At 53.5% G+C, this 19,846-nt stretch carries 24 protein-coding genes and 2 pseudogenes; 4 read left to right on the top strand and 22 right to left on the bottom strand.

All coding sequences use genetic code 11. The features are described from left to right. Positions 1–22: 22 nt before the first annotated feature. Genes B5G34_RS08405 through B5G34_RS08395 form a run of 3 tightly spaced genes read right to left on the bottom strand, consistent with a single transcriptional unit; the run spans position 23 to position 1,580 of the window. Positions 23–451 carry a cupin domain-containing protein gene (locus B5G34_RS08405; protein WP_087336042.1) on the bottom strand — a complete coding sequence of 143 codons (429 nt, stop codon included), beginning with the start codon at positions 449–451 and terminating at the stop codon, positions 23–25. After that, complete coding sequence (locus B5G34_RS08400) at positions 438–854, bottom strand: MerR family transcriptional regulator (protein WP_087336041.1); 417 nt, start codon at positions 852–854, stop codon at positions 438–440. The genes B5G34_RS08405 and B5G34_RS08400 overlap by 14 nt, the downstream gene beginning before the upstream one ends. Positions 855–866: 12 nt before the next feature. Then, a complete protein-coding gene (locus tag B5G34_RS08395; RefSeq protein ID WP_242956937.1) occupies positions 867–1,580 on the bottom strand; it encodes a carboxymuconolactone decarboxylase family protein in 714 nt (237 codons plus the stop codon). A gap of 227 nt (positions 1,581–1,807) precedes the next feature. Between B5G34_RS08395 and B5G34_RS08390 the strand changes: the two genes are divergently transcribed. The 4 genes from B5G34_RS08390 to B5G34_RS08375 all read left to right on the top strand — a co-directional run bounded on the left by B5G34_RS08390 (position 1,808) and on the right by B5G34_RS08375 (position 5,031). Then, positions 1,808–2,659, top strand: coding sequence for a papain-like cysteine protease family protein (locus B5G34_RS08390; RefSeq protein WP_087336037.1), 852 nt, complete (start codon positions 1,808–1,810; stop codon positions 2,657–2,659). Positions 2,660–2,805: 146 nt separating this feature from the next. Continuing rightward, the gene (locus B5G34_RS08385; protein ID WP_087336036.1) at positions 2,806–3,321 is read left to right on the top strand and encodes a YcxB family protein; all 516 of its coding nucleotides are present in this window, start codon (positions 2,806–2,808) and stop codon (positions 3,319–3,321) included. 7 nt (positions 3,322–3,328) lie between these two features. After that, positions 3,329–3,688 carry a hypothetical protein gene (locus B5G34_RS08380; RefSeq protein ID WP_087336034.1) on the top strand — a complete coding sequence of 120 codons (360 nt, stop codon included), beginning with the start codon at positions 3,329–3,331 and terminating at the stop codon, positions 3,686–3,688. Positions 3,689–4,131: 443 nt separating this feature from the next. Continuing rightward, a complete protein-coding gene (locus B5G34_RS08375; RefSeq protein ID WP_087336033.1) occupies positions 4,132–5,031 on the top strand; it encodes a hypothetical protein in 900 nt (299 codons plus the stop codon). Between the two features lie 345 nt (positions 5,032–5,376). Here the strand turns inward: B5G34_RS08375 and B5G34_RS08370 are convergent, their stop codons facing one another. The 19 genes and pseudogenes from B5G34_RS08370 to rpsB all read right to left on the bottom strand — a co-directional run bounded on the left by B5G34_RS08370 (position 5,377) and on the right by rpsB (position 19,800). Next, complete coding sequence (locus B5G34_RS08370; protein ID WP_087336031.1) at positions 5,377–6,255, bottom strand: DUF4261 domain-containing protein; 879 nt, start codon at positions 6,253–6,255, stop codon at positions 5,377–5,379. Next, positions 6,252–6,965, bottom strand: coding sequence for a hypothetical protein (locus tag B5G34_RS08365; protein WP_087327705.1), 714 nt, complete (start codon positions 6,963–6,965; stop codon positions 6,252–6,254). Before B5G34_RS08365 ends, B5G34_RS08370 begins: the two co-directional genes overlap by 4 nt. Before the next feature lie 11 nt (positions 6,966–6,976). Beyond that, positions 6,977–7,456: pseudogene (locus B5G34_RS08360) on the bottom strand (hypothetical protein); the annotation flags it as partial. Between the two features lie 27 nt (positions 7,457–7,483). Continuing rightward, positions 7,484–8,128, bottom strand: a complete 645-nt coding sequence (locus tag B5G34_RS08355) for a DUF3885 domain-containing protein (protein WP_087336029.1) — start codon at positions 8,126–8,128, stop codon at positions 7,484–7,486. Between the two features lie 14 nt (positions 8,129–8,142). Beyond that, positions 8,143–8,502 carry a hypothetical protein gene (locus B5G34_RS08350; protein WP_087260317.1) on the bottom strand — a complete coding sequence of 120 codons (360 nt, stop codon included), beginning with the start codon at positions 8,500–8,502 and terminating at the stop codon, positions 8,143–8,145. An 18-nt stretch (positions 8,503–8,520) separates the two neighbouring features. Continuing rightward, on the bottom strand, positions 8,521–9,048 hold the full coding sequence (locus tag B5G34_RS08345) for a hypothetical protein (RefSeq protein ID WP_087336027.1): 528 nt from the start codon (positions 9,046–9,048) through the stop codon (positions 8,521–8,523). Between the two features lie 75 nt (positions 9,049–9,123). Beyond that, positions 9,124–9,741, bottom strand: coding sequence for a DNA alkylation repair protein (locus B5G34_RS08340; RefSeq protein WP_087327686.1), 618 nt, complete (start codon positions 9,739–9,741; stop codon positions 9,124–9,126). Positions 9,742–9,842: 101 nt separating this feature from the next. Further along, positions 9,843–10,592, bottom strand: a complete 750-nt coding sequence (locus tag B5G34_RS08335; RefSeq protein ID WP_087336025.1) for an SMI1/KNR4 family protein — start codon at positions 10,590–10,592, stop codon at positions 9,843–9,845. A gap of 25 nt (positions 10,593–10,617) precedes the next feature. After that, positions 10,618–11,052, bottom strand: coding sequence for a hypothetical protein (locus B5G34_RS08330; protein WP_087336023.1), 435 nt, complete (start codon positions 11,050–11,052; stop codon positions 10,618–10,620). Between the two features lie 16 nt (positions 11,053–11,068). Next, the gene (locus B5G34_RS08325; protein ID WP_087336021.1) at positions 11,069–12,181 is read right to left on the bottom strand and encodes a hypothetical protein; all 1,113 of its coding nucleotides are present in this window, start codon (positions 12,179–12,181) and stop codon (positions 11,069–11,071) included. After that, positions 12,178–12,456 (bottom strand): hypothetical protein, encoded by a 279-nt coding sequence (locus B5G34_RS08320; protein ID WP_087290187.1) that lies wholly within the window; start codon positions 12,454–12,456, stop codon positions 12,178–12,180. The genes B5G34_RS08325 and B5G34_RS08320 overlap by 4 nt, the downstream gene beginning before the upstream one ends. Before the next feature lie 28 nt (positions 12,457–12,484). Continuing rightward, positions 12,485–13,348, bottom strand: a complete 864-nt coding sequence (locus tag B5G34_RS08315; RefSeq protein WP_087336019.1) for a CbrC family protein — start codon at positions 13,346–13,348, stop codon at positions 12,485–12,487. A gap of 15 nt (positions 13,349–13,363) precedes the next feature. Continuing rightward, a pseudogene (locus B5G34_RS08310) lies at positions 13,364–14,206 on the bottom strand (DUF4253 domain-containing protein); the annotation flags it as partial. 3 nt (positions 14,207–14,209) lie between these two features. Then, entirely contained in the window at positions 14,210–14,779 is a 570-nt protein-coding gene (locus B5G34_RS08305) for an RNA 2'-phosphotransferase (protein ID WP_087336017.1), read from the bottom strand. Between the two features lie 16 nt (positions 14,780–14,795). After that, the gene (locus tag B5G34_RS08300; RefSeq protein WP_087336016.1) at positions 14,796–15,764 is read right to left on the bottom strand and encodes a hypothetical protein; all 969 of its coding nucleotides are present in this window, start codon (positions 15,762–15,764) and stop codon (positions 14,796–14,798) included. Further along, complete coding sequence (locus tag B5G34_RS18425) at positions 15,761–16,042, bottom strand: hypothetical protein (RefSeq protein WP_140397220.1); 282 nt, start codon at positions 16,040–16,042, stop codon at positions 15,761–15,763. Before B5G34_RS18425 ends, B5G34_RS08300 begins: the two co-directional genes overlap by 4 nt. A 1,247-nt stretch (positions 16,043–17,289) precedes the next feature. Further along, complete coding sequence (locus tag B5G34_RS08285; protein ID WP_242956932.1) at positions 17,290–17,676, bottom strand: hypothetical protein; 387 nt, start codon at positions 17,674–17,676, stop codon at positions 17,290–17,292. A gap of 403 nt (positions 17,677–18,079) precedes the next feature. Beyond that, positions 18,080–18,994 (bottom strand): translation elongation factor Ts, encoded by a 915-nt coding sequence (tsf, locus tag B5G34_RS08280; protein WP_087336009.1) that lies wholly within the window; start codon positions 18,992–18,994, stop codon positions 18,080–18,082. Positions 18,995–19,074: 80 nt separating this feature from the next. Then, a complete protein-coding gene (gene rpsB / locus B5G34_RS08275) occupies positions 19,075–19,800 on the bottom strand; it encodes a 30S ribosomal protein S2 (RefSeq protein ID WP_087188242.1) in 726 nt (241 codons plus the stop codon). Positions 19,801–19,846: the final 46 nt, after the last annotated feature.

The following is a 19,846-nucleotide window of genomic DNA, read 5'->3' as shown; positions in this document are numbered from 1 at the left end:
GCTTCGCCGGCTCCCCCGGGCATCAAGCATTGTGCACGCAGCTCTTGGGCAGGCTGTCGTACTCCTGAGGACTCACCGGCTCACACCATTCGTTGACGGTCTCCTGACCGGGAACCTCTATCGCCAGATGGGCAAACCAGCTGTCGCTGGCCGCGCCGTGCCAATGCTTCACCTCCGGCGGGATATTCACCACATCGCCCGGTTTCAGCGCCCGGGCCGGCTTGCCCCACTCCTGATACCAACCCCGTCCGGCAGTACACAGCAGGATCTGTCCCCCGCCGCTTTTGGCATGGTGGATATGCCAGTTATTGCGGCAGCCCGGCTCAAAGGTCACGTTGCCGATGACCACCCCCTGGGTACTCAGCATATTCAGATAGCTGGTGCCCACAAAATAGGCCGCGTAGGCCTCATTTTCCGGTCCGCGGGGAAATACGCTCTCAATCGCTTCCATGTGTGCTCTGCTCCTTTCGTTCTCCAGCCCGGCGCAGCTGCTGCTCCTTGGTCATCAGCCCCTGCTCATACCGGTCGATCTTGTCATTCAGACGGTCCAGCGAGCGCTGCATATCCGCCATGCGCTCCATCAGCTGGTCCCGCTGCTCGATCAGGATGGCCTTTCTGGCATCGATGGTGTCATCCCCCTGCTGAAAGAGGGCCACATACTCGATGAGCGCCTCGATCTGCACCCCTGCCGCCCGCATGCACTTCATCAGCTCGATCCAGCCACAGGACTCCTCCCCATAATCCCTAATCCCGCTTTTGCTGCGGGGTACCGGCGGGATCAGGCCGATCCGCTCGTAATACCGCAGGGTATCCGGAGAGATATCGTACTTTTTGCTCACTTCCGCAATGGTCATGGCTGTTCCTCCTTACTGTCCCGCCGCCTGCTCCAGGCACCGCAGCGCATTGAGGCTCCTGGGGTAACCGATGTAGGGCAAAATATGAAAGATCACCCGGATCAGAAAGGCTCTGTCGTTACCCAGCCGCAAATTGGCCGCCGCATGACTGGTCAGCTGGGGCTCGCAGCCTCCCTGGGCCGCCAGAAAACAGAAGGTGATGAGCTCCCGCTGCCGGTAGTCCAGCCCTCCTCTGGTATAGTAATCTCCAAAGCAGTTGCCCGCCAGCCAGCGGTTGATGGGCCTTGTATCCTCCGGGCCGCTGTTCTGGAAGCCCCGCATGCCCTCGCCGAAAATGTCCACCTGGGCCTGATTTCCAAGCTTCACCCGGTCTTCCGGCGTGGTGCGCCCCTGCCCAGGTAGGGGCTGCGGTATTCCCGCCTCCGTCAGAAGCTGGTCCGTAATCTGAAGGAAGGGGTATACCCGACCCATGCCCAGATACGCTGTGGCCTGGTACACCACTTCCTTCAGCTCCACCGGCGTGATTCCATGCTCCAATGCCGCTCTCGCCGTCTCTTGGTACATCTGGATGCCCTGACAGCCCATCAGGGCGGCCAGCAGGGTGAGAAATCCGGTCCTGTCATCCAGCTGAGCCTGCTGCTCAACCTCATCCAGGGCAAAGGCCGCAAACAGCCGTGCAAACTCCGGATCACAGGTCTCAAACGGGGTCCTGCACACCCGGTCCATAGCTTCCCGGAAACCTTCTGTCTGCCGTTGCTCCGCCATATCCTATCGTCTCCTTTCCTTTGCTTAGACCATATCACCTGGAGTACACTCCATGTCAAGTGCTTTTCAAAAATTTATTTTTGAATGTCCCAGATCATTGGATATTTCTTCTTGCATTTTCCAACGGATTCCGCTATAATTTCCATCACTGCGTTTTCGCAGAATCGGATTGAAAAGGAGATCGAGAAATGAAACAACAAGTCACTCTGGCGCTGACCCTCACCCTGACCGCCGGCCTTCTGGCAGGCTGCACCAATGGAGGGGCACAGCCGACTGGGGCGGCCCAAACATCCCTTGTGGATGCCACACCTGACAAGGCGGAGGTTTCCGCCAGCTTCACCGACGAGATGAAGATCCCCTACGCTGTGGACCTGTCCCCCGAGGACGGCGCCGACTCGGTAGAGCGGCTGGGTGATCACCAGGATTCCCCCTACTTCGCCCATCCCGACTACTACCACATGGAGTCCACGGACACCCTCACCATCCTGACGGGCTTTGAGACCATGCAGCAGACCAGCGAGTGGGCCTGCGGCGTTACCTGTGCCCTGATGGTGCTCAACTGGTACAATCAGCTGGGCGACTGGAATGAGGAGAGCCTGGCGGCTCTGCGCCACTCCCTGGAGGGCACGGAGCTGGCCGAGTATCCCGGCACCACCCTGAAACAGGCCATGGATATTTTTGACGGCGTAGGCGGCTTTACATACACCAGCACACTGGACTATGAGGACCCGGCCTCCGAGGTCTGGATGGACACCATCCAGGGCTGGCTGGCCGAGGGCAAGCCGGTCATGGTGTGCTATAACGACTGGGGCGGCCACTGGCAGGTCATCATCGGCTATGACACCATGGGCACCGAGACCCAGCAGGACGACGTGTTCATCGTGGCCGATCCCTATGACACCACCGACCACTGCCAGGACGGCTACGGCACCCTGATGGCCGAGCGCTTTATGTACAACTTCTCCATGTACGGCGCTTTCCCGGAGTCCGAGGGCGGCAGCGATTTCCTGTTCCTGGTTCCCTCCCCCGCTGAGACCTGATTGCATCCCATATGATTTGACAGCGCAGGGCATTGCCCTGCGCTGTTTCTTTGCCATTTTTAAGGTAAACGTAAGGATTCCGTACCACTCCTCACAGGCAGAAATGATATACTGATCCCACATCATTTCCACTTTCAGGAGGTTTTATGGAGCTTACCGTCCACACCACCTATGATACAAAAGCCCTGACCGCCCTTGCCAAGGCCCTGCGAAAAACGGTGCGGGTGAAATCCTCCCGCATCACCCATCTGATCGCTTTGGGCATCATACTCCTCTGCCTGCTCCTGATCTGGTGTTCTCTGAACGAGCCCTGGTCGGTGGTCCAATATGCGTTCGTCATCATCCTGCTGGGGGTAATATCCTGGAAGGAGGATGCTCTGAACGCCTTTTTCGCCCTCCGGAAAGGCATGCCTGATCTGAAGGAGTGCACCACCGTCTTTTCGGAGGATCACTTTGAGACCTCCCTCTCCGGCGTGGTCAGCCAGTGGGCCTACAGCCGGATCATTGCCTTGGCCGAGACCGATGCCTACCTGGTGCTCATTCTGAGCAAAAATCAGGGACATATCTGCGAAAAATCCAGTCTGGACAGCGGCTCAATAGAAGCGCTCCGCAGCTTTCTGGAGGAGAAGACCGGCCTTACCATCCAACGGATCAGGGGGTAATCAATCTATGAAGAAGAAAAAATCCATTCTGTTGTGGGGCGCTCTGGCTGCGTGCGCCGGAGGTGTGCTCTGCTTCCGGCGGAGCATCCGCATGCCTCTGAAGGAATATACCCGTTATGCGCTGCTCATGGCTGTGCTGGATGACGAGATCTGCCGCAACGAGCTGCAGGGCCGCCGCTTCGGCGGGAACACCGTCCTCTTTCCGCCCAAGTCGGAATCTCTGCAATACCGGTATCATCTCTTTCTGCAGATGAACCGGAAAAAGAGCCGGGCTCGTTTGCAAATGGAGGCTGACCAACTGCAGCAGCGGCTGGAAGAATCCAGAATATGTGCCGCCGAGGACTCTGAGATCCTCTCAAATGAATAAATACAAAAAGGACCGGGCACTGCTGCCCGGTCCTTTGATTTTCTGATGCAATTTGTGATCGTCCTTCCCAAAACGGTCGTTTGTCCAGCCATTTTGACCACAAGCTGCTGGCCCCATCTTTTTCGAAAAAGTTCTAAATTAGTTCTAAATCAATCCAAAACCCGGGCTAAAAACAGGAAATAAATAAAAAAAGAGCCCGGGGAAACGAATTTCCTCGGACTCTTTTGTGAGTCATTATTTAGGGACAATGTGCTTGTTTGCGGGGGGACAAGTACATGGTACCTTAGGAAATTCGTTTCTGTTAGAGAAATTATAGCAGTTCCTGTTCTTATTTGCAAGATAGAAGTGGTAAAGAGTGGTGGAGAAACTTTCTGCCAATAGGTTTGAGTTGTTTTGCTTATAATCGACCAGTAAGTCAAATCTTTTGGTTTGGAGGCAAGTCCATGTACCCACCTAAGACTCCAATGGATGGTATCTATCGAGTAAAACTTCTTTCTGCCGAGCAGGATGATGTGGCCTATTATATCCGCTATGACATATCGGTTGGCCCATGTGTGGGATGGGCTACCTATATGTATCAGCAGACCGGCAAGTGGCCTCTGGTCTGGAGACTGGATAAGCACAGAGGTACCACTGCCATCCGGTGTGCACTGGATGCGCTCAATCGCGGCAGACATGCCAGGATACAATCGTTGGTGGAATCAGTGGGACATCATATATGTCTGGAGCTCCATCGTCGGATGGGCACCAGATATATAGATGTAAGGAGATCATTGCCAGCATCTGCTTATCAGGTTACTCCAGATGATATCCGTGTTGGGACTGAAGGTGGCTGGCGGCAGGGCGATCCTAACTGGCGGCACGCATTGCTGTTAGCAAACTTGTCCGGGCTGCCCGTACTTAGTAGCGACAGCCGCGAAGGTAAATCTCCCATGGTCGATTGGTGTGCCGAGCATGGTGTTATTATTCTGCCGCAGTACTTACCTGCTGGAGATTATACTTTGTCAGGCAGTAATGTTATTGTAGACCGCAAAGATAACATCCTGGAGCTCTACAAGGATTTTGCAGGATCTCAAAACAGACAATCCTATGAAAATGCCGCACTCCTTACACAAATAGCTGGTAAACAACTGGTGTATGTGATTGGTACTGCCCCAGACGATCATGTGGTACAGATTTCGGATTTATCCCATTGGCAGTTCACATTTAAAAATCAGACTTTTGTTGGAACCCACTTATACCAACAGGTATTGCGGCATCAGGCCATGTATCCACATATCAGCTTTACTTTTGTAAAGCGAGAAGAGGTCTGTCAGACAATTTGGGACACGCTCTCAGTGTGAGGCCTGTGATGAGATGTTGCCTATCCGTACAGTAAAGTCATAAGTATTATATGCGGTATCACAAACTCATATTTTAGATCCTCCGAGAGTAACCATTTTGATGTATAAAAGCAGATCTTTTTCACAAAAAGCATCATTAAGGTGGGAGACAGTGCCACATACAACAGCTTGATTGGTTTGGCTCAATGTTGTGAGCAACGAGAAGTCTGTCTGCTGTTTTTAACAACAGGTCACAACTGCATGAGCCAAAAATACGCAGCATGATGGCGCAAGTCAAAAAGCAATATGCCCCTACTCTTTTGTATATAAGAAAAGCATCCCTATCTGCTCCAAACGCACTATATTTTACCGCTGCCCAGCAGCAAATTCTCCCATATGGATGTCCAACACTCCTCTGGGTGGCTGGATCAGGGCATCCTCATACTGGCACTTCCACTGGATTTCCCGACTCATTTGGCCATCCGCTACGCCGTCTACCGTTTCCCCATCCTTAATAGGGTTGTCATGCTCCAGAATATAGGACGCCACATTGTAGGCGTGGTTTACCACCCAGTTGGGGTTCATATCGTAGAAATGGTACTGGAGATCCGGCAGGAACAAAGTACTCATGCCCACCGTATCGATGAGCATATCCTCGGTACCCTCAATGTTGAAGAAACGGACATTGACGCCAAAACGGATGAACCGATCTGAGCCTTCGATCTGATGGGAACGCACATCCTCCGCTAGTAGGAGCTTGCCGCAGTTCTGGAAATAGAACGCCTCACAGGTGGGGTACAGCTCCGCAAGGGCCTCCACAAAGTCGGCATCCAGGTTGGCCCGCTCCAGTGCCGGAAGCGCCGCAGCCAGCATATCGGTGGCCACCACCTGATACCGGCACTCCCGGAAAATCCGCTCCCGGTCCTCCTGGCAGTCCCACATCTGACTCATCAGGAAGGCGTCAAAGCCTTTGCCATTGAACTTGTCGCATTTCATCACCATCAGCTGCACCGGGCATTTGCCATCCTGAAATTCCGCGATATGATCCAGGGCGGCAAAGCCAGCCATCTTTTTATCACGGCAGAAACACTCTACAGCGCCAATGTGCTTTTCCATTACAGCGGTCATTTCGTCCTTGTCCGGCATATCCACCGGCTCTTTGAACAGCATCTGAATGAGATAGGGGCCACCAGGCTGGTGGCCTTTTTTGTCATTCAGGTTTTGCTGGAACACTTTATTGCTCATACTTGTCCCTCACTTCTCCTGATGGCATCCTCGATCTGCCTGCTGGCGGCATCCATGTAGAGATACACCCCATCCCGGTCGCAGTGGTACAGGTTTGAGTAGCTCGTACTCTCATTGGGGCGGATAGGGTTAGGTTCCACCACCTCAGTGGCTTCCAGCAGACCGACACCCAATTCTGCCGCAGCGACAAGTGCCTTTTTCAGCACCGCAAGCTGCCCATCGCTCCAAACTCCCTCCAGATCTTCCAGCACCTTTGGTTCCTGCTCTAGATCCCGGAGGAGCTGTGTGACCTGATCCCGAGACAGGTACACACCGGAGCAGTAGTTTTCGATGATCTGATTTTCTGCCGGATTGGGAAAGGCTGTTGGCACCACCTGCGCCCATGGGGTGAAGTACCGGACATATTCCGGCTTCTCCTCCATCAGAAGGGAAAAACTGCTCCCTCTAGTGTAATAGTAGTCCCGGAAGAAGCCTTGGATCACCGCAATGTAAAAGCCATGGCTCTTATCAAATAACTCATCAGGCTCTGTCTCCGCCCCGACTCGCAGGGTGTCCAGATATTTTTCCGCGTAGAAATCCTCCATTCCGTGCTGCGCGGCAAGGGCCAGCACCTTTTCCTCCTGCCCCTGCTGTATCCAGGTAAGCGGGGTGAAATACCATTCCCGCATTTCTTCCGGTGAAATCGGGTGAAAACTTACATCATATCCCATAAAATCCCTCCTCAGTAATCCAGCAAAATGGGTACCTGCTGTTCCTCGGCAAACCGCATGGCACGCCAGAACATGGAGAAGGCAAACTTGGCAAGGGATTGGGTGTCATACTGGGTGTGTTCCGGGATGTCCGCCTTGCTATACTGTCCATCTGCATCTATAATTCCGTCTACCGGGTATCCCTCCGTGTCTGCCCAATCAAGGATGGTATCCTCATCGGCCTGCCACGCCAGCTGGTTCAGCTTCTCCAGCTCCTTCCGCAGTCCGCCCAGGGTGGCGATCATCGCCTGATCATCGGTGGGCAGAGGCGCCTGAAAGAAGAAGGCATCCGCCAGAGGCAGCCACCAGGTTGCCCCACGGAACAGGGACCACACCCGCTCCTCATCCGATCCAAGGCGGGCTACCAGAGGATGCTCTCCGAAGTTCCAGTCCTTCTCCACAGTGGGGGGCACCGGCTCATCGTATGTATGGCAGGCGGCCACCAGCAGCATAGTGATGCCTCCTTCTCTGTTATGCGGTCATCCTTTTGCTGGAGCGAACAGCCTGTCGATTTTCTCCAGATCGTACTCCAAGATCCAGCCATGAAACTGATGGTAAAGCGGCAAAAGCAGTTCTCTGGAACTGCCCAGCACATCCAGCCCCCGGTCATCGTACAGGTGGTAGAGGAACGGTCCCGGCCCTGTCAGATAGACGCTGGACACAAAGCCGCTCCAGCCTCCGATATCCCCCAGAATGATTTCCTGTAGAAGTTGCTCCGGCTGAAAGGTAATCCCGCTGAGATCCCAGTAAAACTGCACTTGTGCATGGGTATCCCCATCTTCATCCTGCTCTATGGCCGGAAGTTGCTCATCGGGAACCGGGAGTCCCATTCGCTGCCGGATAACTGTCAGCAGGGACTCGGCAGGTTCTTCATCGGGATACCCGTCGATCCGCAGAAGGTCCGGCACTGCCGGAAGTGCCTGATAGATTGCGGCGGCCCGGTTCAGCGCCCCCTGAACATAGGCGGGGTTGGTTTTCAGCTTCGCCGCACTCCTGTCCAGATAAATTGGTTCCTCCCCGCCGATTTCAAACCGGATGCCCACCGGCGCATGGTAGAACAGAGGGTGCTCCAGCCCAGCCATGCCCAGATCATGTAAAATGTGTTTAAACCGCTTTGCCAGCATGGTATCCCTCCGTCTTACAACATTTCATACAGCAGTGCAGCGTCGCCCTGCACCAGTTCCAGATGGGAGCGCAGCGTTTCAAGTCCGCTTTGTACCGCCTCGGTGAGTAGATCCCAGTCTGTGGCAATTTTAGCGGCCAGCTCCGGGAGGTTCTGCTCCCGCAGAGCTGCCAGCAGTTTAGACGCCAGCTCTCCCTTCAGCAGAGTGCAGTCCAGGGTTTCCTCCGTCTGGGGAGCAGGAAAACGGACATCCAAATCCAGCTCGCTCTCACACCAGTCCCAGATGGCCATATAAACCGCACCAGAGCAGTCGCCATTGGACAGTTCCTGCCGCCGGCCGTCTTTGAGAAGATAAAAGGATGCGATCTGTGACATGGCAGTTCCTCCTGAATGTTATTCCTTTTCCATTAACCCTTCGGCCTGCATCCGGATCACATAGAAGGCCCGCACCCAGTCCAGTTCTTGCTCCATGGATTCCTCCAAAGGCAGCAGGCGGCGCTTTCCCAGCCTGCGGTCCAGGAGGGCAAAGATGCGGACAAGAGGATTCTTGCTGACAAGGCTTTTCTCGATGCTCTGGTTGTCAAATTCGTGAAACGCCTCATAGAAAAAACCGTTGTCAAAACAGCCGTCGCTTAGCGTCCCTTCATGGGCCAGCCGGAAGGGGGCCTTCGGGTCGACCTCTCCGACACCCTCCCGCCGCAGGGCCTGATATCTGTTCCAATAATGCTGTTCATAGGCATAGTAGTTGCTTCGCAGCACCTCCACGCCGTCCAATCGAATGGCCGCCCGGCCTGTTTGGTCATGGCTTTCCCAGTAGCTGGTGGCAAAATACTGGATGCGGCCCCGGAGCGCCGGGCACAGGTAATCATTCTCCAGTTTGTTTCGGATTCCGCTCCAAGTGGCTACCCGGCTGTTTGACATGGGGATTGTCTCCTCTCTGCGGTTGTTAGTATCCTTGACTTTGGCAGAAGCGTCTCTCAAACAAAATGGAATTCGCTACTTAATAAATTTGATTGCCAATTTATATACTTGATTGATTTCTTTCCTATCCAATTTCCAACGATTTAGTTCAGCCTCAATTAAATCTGGAAATTTTTTGCTTATATCTCTCAAGGCATTACCTACCGACTTCCTGACATATTCACTGGAATCCTCTCTCAAACCAGCTAACCGTTTAATCGCTTCCATAGGGTTCTCTTTGAAATATGGTCTGCTCGTCCAAATCCGCAGACCTTCTGTAACAGCCCTCCGGGTATTGGGATTGCTGCTTTTCATCCATTCATCAATCGTTGGAAGAGCATTTTGATATCCTTTTCGCTTACAGAACTCATCAAACGACTTTGCTAATATCTCCTGAACTCTCCAGTCATCGTCTTTCGAGACCTCATCTCTCATGAATACTAAAATGTCATCATCTTCTGATAAGTAGCCCAAAAGGAATACGCCATACATTCTTACCTGATATACTTCAGATTTGTACGCCAAAAGCGCCAACTCTTTGATGTATTCACGATCATGAGCCTTATAATCATCCAAAGCTCTTTTTTCTTCAACCTTAAAGCCGTTTTCTATCAAGGAAAAGTCGTGCTCTAAGCTCTCAATGTCTTCTCTCAAGTGAACTCACCGTCTTTTAAAGTCAGTTTTTTGGTCAACATTATACCGCATTTATATACTGCGCCCGCCAGTCCCGATAGCGTTTTTCATGGGCGATATTTTCAGTGCTCATTGAGATACCTCGCCAGTTTCTTCTCCAGCAGTTCTGCCATATCATTGCAGAGGCGCTTTACCTTGTCCTGCTCATGGGCGTAGTACCAGATGGTTTCCTCTCCGGGACGGAGCAGAAGTTGGTCGCCGTCCGCTTCTTTCCAGAACTCGCCCAGCACACAATACCGCTCTCCATGGATGGTCAGATCAAACATCCCGGCAAGGGAAAGGATCACGCCTGTGGACGCCTGGATGCCTGCGGTCAGCAGGAAGAACTCCCGCACCTGGGACGGGAGCGTGAAGTCCAGCGCCCTTTCTCGGCCTGCGATTTGCTCCTCCGTAGCGGTAGGCCTGATCTCATCAGCGGGATCCAGTACCTTTGCCAACGCTTTGGAGAACTTGGGGTATCGGCCAAACAACTCCGGGTTGTTGGTCTTGAATTTCGTTTGCTTTTCCCGCTGCACTCGCTCCTGCTCCTTGCAGAAAGCGTCCAGCTCGGCCAGATACCGCTCCTGGTAGAGATTGCTGGCCTCAAATGCAGTGCCGCTCTTTTCCAGAATGGCGATGGCTCCCTTTTGGCTGCCAAACACCGGGACCCACTGGAAACCATGTCGGCAGGGCTTCAGTTTCAGAAATTCACCCCGACTCAGCAGGGCTTCCAACTCCGTCTCATGTTCGTCCCACCAGCTCCTCCAGGTTTCGGGAGTTTCCCGCCCCTCGACCAAGTCCAGGAGTTTTTCAGTCAATGATTCTTTGTTCATAGGTGTCCACGCTCTTTCTCCGCCATCACGATACTTGTGATTCCATGACTTCGCCATCATCGTTAATATAAGTGTAATGAATAAAATCCTCGTCCACAAGCAACAGGTATGGACTGAAAACTTCCCATGCATCATGATCGCTCATGATGTCAGAATATTTGCCAAATACATAAATCTCAAATAAGGCGTCTGTTCCCATTAAAAAGCACAAGTAGGCATTTCCATGGGGATATGGGCAAACTTCTTGGATCGCCAGCTGCCCCGGCTGCTCAAAATTGAGTTTTGAGATAAAGGTTTCAATTTTGAGTGCTTCCGCTTCATCCGCATATCGGTATTTTTGAGAAAAATGTTCGATACTTTTTGTGAGACGGTCCTTGTATTGCTGTATCTCTGCTCTTTTCTGTTTTATCTTGAGCTGCGCTTTTTTCTGAGCCAATAGATTTTTCCTCTCATGATCCATAGGTCACTTCTCCGTTTCAGAGGGCGCAGGAATAGATGCTCATGGCCCCGTAATCGGTGTGCAGGACAAGTCCGCTCTTGGTAAAAGCAAAATTCACCTGCCGCACCACAAAGGGGTCATCAATGGTGGCCAACAGCTGGCCACTGCTGGTATCCCACAATTCTATGGGGGAGTTGCCCCGCTCCTGCTGGACAGCCATCAGGCTGCCCCTTGTCCGCACCATACAGGTGTCTGAAACACTCAGCCCCTGCCGGACAGAAAACGGGAAAGGATTGGCTATCTCCTCTCCGGTCTGGGTCAGATAGAACTTGCCGCCCACCGAGAAACACTGGTCATCCGGAGAGAAGAAGGGATGCCAGCCCGCATTGGGGATCACGACTTTTTGGCCGGACTTCAGATCGACCAGCACATACTCCCCCTCGGTAACGCGGTAAGCCGCTTTGCTCTGCCGGGGAGAGAGCATCCCGAAGCAGTAATAGGCGAAATTCGGGTCTTTTGACTTCTTGCATTTCACCATTTCCCGCCACACCTCTGTGTTGCTGGCAAAGTCAAAGACGACGATCTCCTCTCCTGTGTACCACAAGGTCAGGCTACCGCTCTGGTCCAGCATAGTCCTCATGCTGTTTTTCTTGTTGGCAAAGGGCGTGATCTCATGGGTGTGGAGTGAAAACTGCTGGAGAAGATAGCTGTTGTTCAGCAGCAGGGTATCATTGGGGCAGAGGACCTGCTCATAGGTCATTCTCTTTGCACCCAGGGAAACTGTTTCGAAGATCTCCCCGCTGCCATCGAAGTGATAGAGGGTTTCGTCCTCAAAATCTCCGACCACCCTCGTCAGGAAGAAGTCGTCCCGTGTGAGGGCGGCAGCCAGGGGCATAAAGCCGTTGCTGTCCTTTCCGACAAATCGGTGGCACCGCGCCTGCCCAACAGCGGCATCCGGATTCTGATAGACAAATCCTTTCCGCATCTGGCTCATCATGGCGCTGGCAGTCTTGCTCTTGACCTGGAAGGCGGAGTCGCACAGGATCTCCTTGACCTTCCCGCCATTCAAGCAGGTTCGGATGGTATGTCCGTCAATTTCAATCCGCCACTGCTTATTTGTGGCGGGGTTGAGGAAGGTTTTTTCAATCATGGTTTTGGCCGTTCCTCCTTTCGGATCAGGATGCTTTTTCCCTCGGAGTTGATGCTATACAGGTCATCCAGATGGATGTGGAATCCATCCCCGCGAAGAGTTTCTGCCATACCCAAAGCGGCTTTCGCCAATAGAAGCAGCCCCGCCCGGTTTCCCGTTAGCTCCAATTCATTTCCATCAGCATGAGTGGTAAAGGAGAGGTGGGCTTCCGGTTCCACTGGAAGGATGGGCAGTTGTTCATCATTCAGTTGAATGGTCAGTGTTTTGGGTTTCATCGCTTGTATCCCACCTTTTGAAAACTCCTCAATCAAAATCCATCCAGACCAGGTGTTTTCCGCAGTGGAGGCACTGGAACAGATAGCATTGCAGATGCCCGCCATTGACGGATTCCTGAATCATTTCTCTCTGCTCATCGTCCCACATGGGATCGTCCAGCACATCCTCCAGCACACCCAGCGCCCGCAGTTCTCTGGCACCCACATGGCCCAGATAGGCGCAGTAGTCGCCGCAGTGGACGCGCCAATATTCCTGCTGCCAGCCGGAGTAGCCGGGGGTGCGGTGGATCAGCTCGTCCAGCTTCTCTGGATCGTCTACACCATCGTCCACAGAGAAATCATCTTGAAAACTACCGTCATATTTCCGGGCTGCTTCGCCGTTGGCGATGCACTCTGGGCACAGATATGCAATATCCTCCACAGCGTAAAAGGGGGCTGTATAGAAAATATGGGTCGTCTTGCCGCAGCAGTCGCAGACAACGCCGTCTGCGGATTCCTCAAAAGCCCCAGTTTCCAGAGGGTTTGGGTGATACCGGAAGGCGGGCAGGCCCAGCTGGGCCTGCCGCTCCTTCTCTTTCTGCTTCTCCTCCGGCGTTTTGGGCCTGGGGAGGGCATAATGATTGCCCCAGTTTTCCGCATAGTCCTTCAGCGTGCCCAGCCGCTTGAGTGTCTTTTTATCGGAACGATTTCCGATTTGGCAGAGCAGTTCGTAGGCATCCTTCTTGAAGTCCAGCAGATCATACACATCCACCAGTACCTCCTTGGCCTGTTTGTCTTCCGATAGCTCCAGTTTCTCCTTGAAGGTATAGAGAGCGCGGACACTGTCTGGATTTCCTTTTGTCTCTCGAAACTGCTTTTGGAGTTCAATATATTGCTTCAGGTATTCGTTCATAGTCAAAATCTCCCATCAATCCCACCAGAGATACCAGACAGTGGACTGCCGCAGCACATCAGCCAAAGCGCCCACGGTGGCGTCTTCCGGTCCCTGGTCGATGACATCGGGGCAGACGCCATACAGCTCCACCGCCACATCCATGGCCTTCTCCTTGGGGACGGGGGCCGGGAGCAGGAACTCCAGCTCATCGTGGCTCATGGCGGCTGGCACCGCGCCGTACTGCTCAAACCAGTATTTGGCCGCAGCCATCAGCTCCGGCGTGTCAGGGCACTCGTTCCAGTTTCCGAAGGGCAGGTATGCGAAGATCTCCCAGGGATTCTTCACCGGGATCTTGGCCAGGATGAGCGGATAGGTCATCTCCGTATCATCATCCCAGTAGCTGGAGAAGCGGTCGTTTGGTTCTCCGCCCTCCATCTCGCCCAGGATCTCCTCCTCCCAGTCCATATCATCGTCCTCGGCTTCTTCCTTGCGCTGGCCGGTCAATTCCTCCAAAACCGTCTTTCCGTCCTTGATGGGGGCGGAGAGCATCTTCTTCCGGTACTCCGTTACAGCTTTAAGGTCAAATTCGTAAATGTCCGCATCATTCTCCGGGTCGGCGTTCATCACCAGACACTCCAACAGCGTTTCATCATCCGCCTTGATGAGCAGCGGCACAAAGCCTTCCTGGGCGCTGTCCCGCTTGGCATAGTTGTAGGCTGCCATGATGGGGTCATCATCCTTCATGGAGGGGAAATAGGTACACTCGCAGTCCAGATACTCCATGATGGCCTGAGCCACCTCGGAAGGCTCCAGTGTGTCCTCGTCGAAGTCCTGTCCCTGCCAGTTGGTGAAGCGTTCTTCGATCACCTTTGCCATAGGTCAATGCTGTTTCAATTCACCCTCTAAGCGTTTCAGGTAGGTCGCAGGAACCACCTTTGTCAGCCAGACTCCATTGGCGGACAAATAAAAGCAATATCCGTCCCGGTGCATCTGGCCGGCATCCACCAGGTAGATCACAGGTTCTCCATGCCGGCGCCCAACTTTCTCCGCTGTTTCCTGATCCGGTGAAAGATGAACATACAGGCGGCTCTGGGGGAGCAGTCCCTGGGCCTCGACGGAGGCGGCAAACCGCTGGGCCGTTCCGTGGTACAGCGTCTCCGGCGGCTCGGTCAAGGTCAGTTCCACATCTACCTGGATGGAGTGCCCCTGATTGGCCCTAATTTTTGTTCCGTCCTCGCTGAAGGAATACCGCTGCTTTTCATCACTCCGCACGATTTCATCCAGAATGTCCCGGTTGATGGGGTATTTCCTGCTGATGCCCGCCAGCAGCGCATTGACATCCGCCCAGCCGTGGGCATCCAACTGGATTCCAATGACCTCCGGCTTGTGCCGAAGGATCAAACTGATATATTTGCTGATCCTTGTGAGATCGGGTGTTGTTTCTCTCATGTTGCCCTCCGTATTCTCAAATTGACTCCACTCGGATAATGGGCCGGTAGAAATCATAGTCGCCGTTCAGTTCCTTGTCCTCCTGCACTTCCGGCTTGCAGTGGGGCGAACAGGGCAGGAAACCGAGGAAAATTCCAAGTCCGCCGCAGATGCTGCGCCCGCCATCACCTCCGCAGGTGGTAAACTGCTCAGCCTTCACAACCTCCCGCATATAGGGGTCATAGGCGATGGACAGGCCGAAGAAGTTGGGTTCCTCCATATCGAAGGGCTTGTCCTCATCCTCCGGGCTTTCAAAGTGATGCAGGTGCATGGAGTAGTCCATTCCATCCCCCCAGGGAAACAGGGTGCGGCACCCGCCGCCGCATAGATAGGCCCACTCGTCTACCGTAGGCAGTGAGAGCCCCTGCTTTTCCAGCCCGGCAAGAAGTTCATCGTAATCAGTGCGGTTATAGATACAGATCTGAAAGCCCTTTTCCGTCCGCTCAATGCGGGCTGACTGGTGCATAGTAAGGCTGTCAAGGTCGCTCCAGGCAAAATCCCGGAACTTCTTCAGCCAGTCGGGGTGGGCAGTTAGTCTGGGATCATCCATCTTGACCGGCTCCCAACAGAGCTCCTCCAGCTCCCGGCCCACCAGCATGGGGCCAATGGCTGCCTGCCGAACAGGAGCCATGCTTTCCCGGATCATCTCCTCCGGGTCCTGTTCCATCTCCCATTCCTGGAACAGATCGTCCAGTTCCTCTCGGCTGTCCTGATCCAGCCCAACGGCGAACCGTTCCCAGCCCAGGGTGACGGTATCGCCGGGAACAAAGACAAACTCCCGGCCATCTTTCTTGAATATGCCGGTGGTGCTGCTCTGGCCCCAGCGGTCAAAGGTATGTAGACCAAGAAAAGTCATATTATAACGAGCCGCCAGGCGTTCCATCAGCACCTGCTTCTCGGTGGTTTCCATTTGATTGAATTGGGTGCGGAATAAATTTTCGTTCACAGTAGTCCTCCTTTGATCCTTTCTGCGTGTTCCAGCAGATAGCGCCGGCCATCCTGCTTGGCCTGCTCCAAGTATTGTGGAAGCAGGCTGGAATGGATGGCATCCAGCGAGACCAGAACAGCGATCCTCTGGTATTCCTGTAATTCGAGGGAATAACAGTTCCGCTCCCAGAACAGCGGAGCAAACTGTTCCACACAGTCAGGACGCAGAGCGGGCATCGCCAAAAGCGCCCGCCGGCTCACATATTCATTGGGGTCCTTTGCGAAGTCCAGGATCATGTCTTTGACTTCCTGGCTGCACGGACATTCTGACAGATATGCGGCAAACTGCCACTTGGCCTCACTCTCATTGGAGGCTGCGGCCCTGCGGCAGAGGCGCTCGAACCATTGGGGATGGGAAGTGGTCTCCTGTATAAACCCCTCCGCTTCGTTGTCCCTGGCGATCAGATAACAAGTTACAACTGCATGAGCCAAAACATACAGCACAAGGGCGCAAAGCAAAAGGCAATATTCCCCCTGCTTTTTGTATAAAAGAAAAACATTAAGTCTTTAAAATTCGATTGATTTCTTCTTCAGAATACCCAGTAATACCCGATACTTCCCGAATACTTGCATTGGCAAGCATTCTTTGTATCAATTGCCGAATCCCCTCCTCGCCCCTTCTTCACGGATATTGTAGCGTTCGATCTCCCATACTTTTTCCTGGTCAAACAGCGTTATCATGATGTCTACAACCTCCTGTGCATCAATGCTTATCAGTAATGAGACAAGCCAACTACTTATATCTAAAGAGGCGTGAATCGTCCGCAATTTCCAACTTATGTTCTTTTTAATCGCAGACTCAGTATAGCATTCTAAGGAAGCTTGCGTCAATGTGAGTACAACAATTGCAGCGATCCATATCACCAGTCGGTATCCAACCGTAGACCTTGGCCGCATCCACCTCGTGTCCAGTGCCCAACAAAAATCTGCAGCACATATAGCAGGAGTGTGACACACTAAAAGGTTACCTCTTTGATATAGTTATAAAAGCCCTGATGCAGGACACAGTGCCTGCCTCAGGGCTTCTCGGTTGCTTCAGAGATCTTAGGGATAGCCGTTTGGCACCAAAATAGTATCGCCGGATTGCTCGCTCTATCATCTGATTGCTTTTGCTGGCCTGCTGTGGCCGCTTTTGCGTGAGTCGTCCTGTGGCAAGATACCGGTAGTACAGCCGCAGGATGCGGCGTGTCGTAGTCTGGTGCTGCTGTGCCGCCTCTGCCGCCATCTTGTAGCGCAGGGTTTTGTCTGAGATGCAGTCGTCGCAGTCCATCATCGACTGGATCATCCTTAGGCGGACTTCTTGAGCCGGTGTTATAGTGTGCTCGTCCATCCAACTATTCGGTGCTGGTACTCGCTCATACCTGTCCAAGCTGACCTCAAAAAATGGTGGAGAGGGGCCGTTACAGTCAGTCAGCCAGCAACCGGCCGGAGTCTCAAGCAAAACTCGATAGATGGCGCCTAATCGTTTCACAAAGCGCAGTGCCTCAGACATCGACTAGCACCACCTTCCACTCGTCAATATCCCGTACTGCCCAATATCTTCTGGACAGCTCCAGACGCTCGACTATTGCGCGCTTTGTTAGATCCTCTTTGTGTACCAGTTCCCGGACCCCTTTTCTTCCGTCTACAAACCTAATAAGAAAATCGGTCGCCCACTCACTTTTAAAATAAAGTGAGCGGATATCAACGGGAGATACATGCTGCATGTAGTCGGGTTCCAATGATACTACAGCTTGATAGGACTGGACCCAGGGCTGCTGTTCCAGATATTTCGCGTAATCCCGTGCCCATTTTGAGTGGATACAAATGATCTGATCGTTCTTGTTGCTGAAAAATCGAATGTCCCTTGTTTTCATTCCCGCCTTATCCATTGCTGCCCCCAAAAGAATTATCTTGAGATTTTGATGATTCATATCGAATTAAGCTGAGATTTTGACTTTAGTTTTTGAATTAAACCGAGATTTTGCTGAAAAAGACCCGCAGAATCTCAATTTAATTCTTTTTTATCTGCAAAATCTCAGAATAATTTGCATTATCCTTAGATACCATGTGGTCGTCCCACTCTAACCTGGTCGTTTGTCCAACCATTTTGACCACAAGCTGCTCGACAATTCTTTTTCCGAAAAAGTTCGGTAAAAGTCAGAATCAAGATAAAACCGGGCTAAAAACAGAAAATAAATAAAAAAAGAGCCCGGGGAAACGAATTTCCTCGGACTCTTTTGTGAGTCATTATTTAGGGACAATGTGCTTGTTTGCGGGGGGACAAGTACACAATTACTTGCCCAGCTGCTTGGCGATCTCCTCAGCGAAGTTCTCCTGCTTCTTCTCGATGCCCTCGCCCTTCTCGAAACGCACAGCGTCCTTCAGGGTGATGGTGCCGCCCAGAGCCTTGGCGGAGGAAGCGATATACTGCTCCACGGTCATGGAGTTGTCCTTCACGAACTCCTGCTGCAGCAGGCAGTTCTCCTTGTAGAACTTGCCCAGCTTGCCGGCCACGATGCCCTCCTTCACCTTGTCGGGCTTGGAAGCCATCTTGGGATCGTTGGCCATCTGGACCAGGAGGATCTTCTTCTCCTCCTCCAGGGTAGCGTCGTCCACCTGGCTCTTGTCCCAGAAGCGGGGATTCAGAGCGGCGATCTGCATGGCCACGTCCTTACCAACGGTCTCCACCTGCTCGGCGGTCAGGTTGGTCTCCAGGTTGACCAGCACGCCGATCTTACCGCCAGCGTGGATATAGGGCACGGAGATACCCTCGGCAAAGAAGGCAAAGCGGCGGACCTTGATGTTCTCGCCGATGACCAGCACCATCTCCTGCTGCTCCTCCTGCACGGTGCGGCCGTTGCCGAAGGGCAGAGCCATCAGAGCGTCCAGGTCAGCGGGCTTGTTGGCGGCCACCACAGCGGCCACGCCCTTGACGAAGTCCACGAACTTCTCGTTCTTGCCCACGAAGTCGGTCTCGGCGTTGACCTCGACCACCACGCCCATGCCGTTGATGACGGCGGCGTAAGCCATGCCCTCGGCGGCGATGCGGCCGGCCTTCTTCTGGGAAGCAGCCAGACCCTTCTCACGCAGGATCTCAACAGCCTTGTCCATGTTGCCCTCGGCCTCGGTGAGAGCCTTCTTGCAGTCCATCATGCCCACGCCGGTCATCTCGCGCAGAGCCTGTACGTCTTTTGCAGTGATTGCCATGATCACATTACCTCCATCTCAATTATAAAAAGGAGCGTCCGCCCGCGCGGGCGGGCGCTCCTGTCCTTTGCTCCAGTAAATTACTCAGCAGCCTCGGTCTTCTCGGTCTCCTCAGCGGCGTCCTGGCCCTGCTTGCCCTCCTGGATGGCGTTGGCCATCACACCGGAGATCAGCTTGATGGCGCGGATGGCGTCATCGTTGCCGGGGATCACGTAGTCGATCTCGTCGGGGTCGCAGTTGGTGTCCACGATAGCCACGATGGGGATGTTCAGCTTGCGGGCCTCGTTGATAGCGTTGCGCTCCTTGCGGGGATCAACGACGAACAGAGCGCCGGGGAGCTTCTTCATCTCCACAACACCACCCAGGTACTTCTCCAGCTTGGCGATCTCGCCCAGGTGCTTCATGACTTCCTTCTTGGGCAGCATGTCGAAGGTGCCGTCCTCCTGCATCTTCTTCAGCTGGTTCAGGCGCTCCACGCGGCCGCGCATGGTCTTGAAGTTGGTGAGCATGCCGCCCAGCCAACGGGCGTTCACATAGTACATGCCAACACGCTCAGCCTCTTCCTTGATGGCCTCCTGAGCCTGCTTCTTGGTGCCCACGAACAGCAGGGTCTGGCCGGACTCGCCCAGAGAACGGACGAAGTTATAGGCCTCCTCCAGCTTCTTCACGGTCTTCTGCAGGTCGATGATATAGATGCCGTTGCGCTCAGTGTAGATATAGGTGGCCATCTTGGGGTTCCAGCGACGGGTCTGGTGACCGAAGTGGACGCCCGCCTCGAGAAGCTGCTTCATAGATACGACTGCCATGGTAAAAATTCCTCCTTTAATTGTTGATTCCTCCACCCGGTTCATT

Origin of the sequence: Flavonifractor sp. An82 (genome assembly GCF_002159265.1) — a bacterium.
In the GTDB taxonomy this organism is placed as follows: domain Bacteria; phylum Bacillota; class Clostridia; order Oscillospirales; family Oscillospiraceae; genus Flavonifractor.
This window is presented reverse-complemented; position numbering and strand designations above follow the sequence as displayed.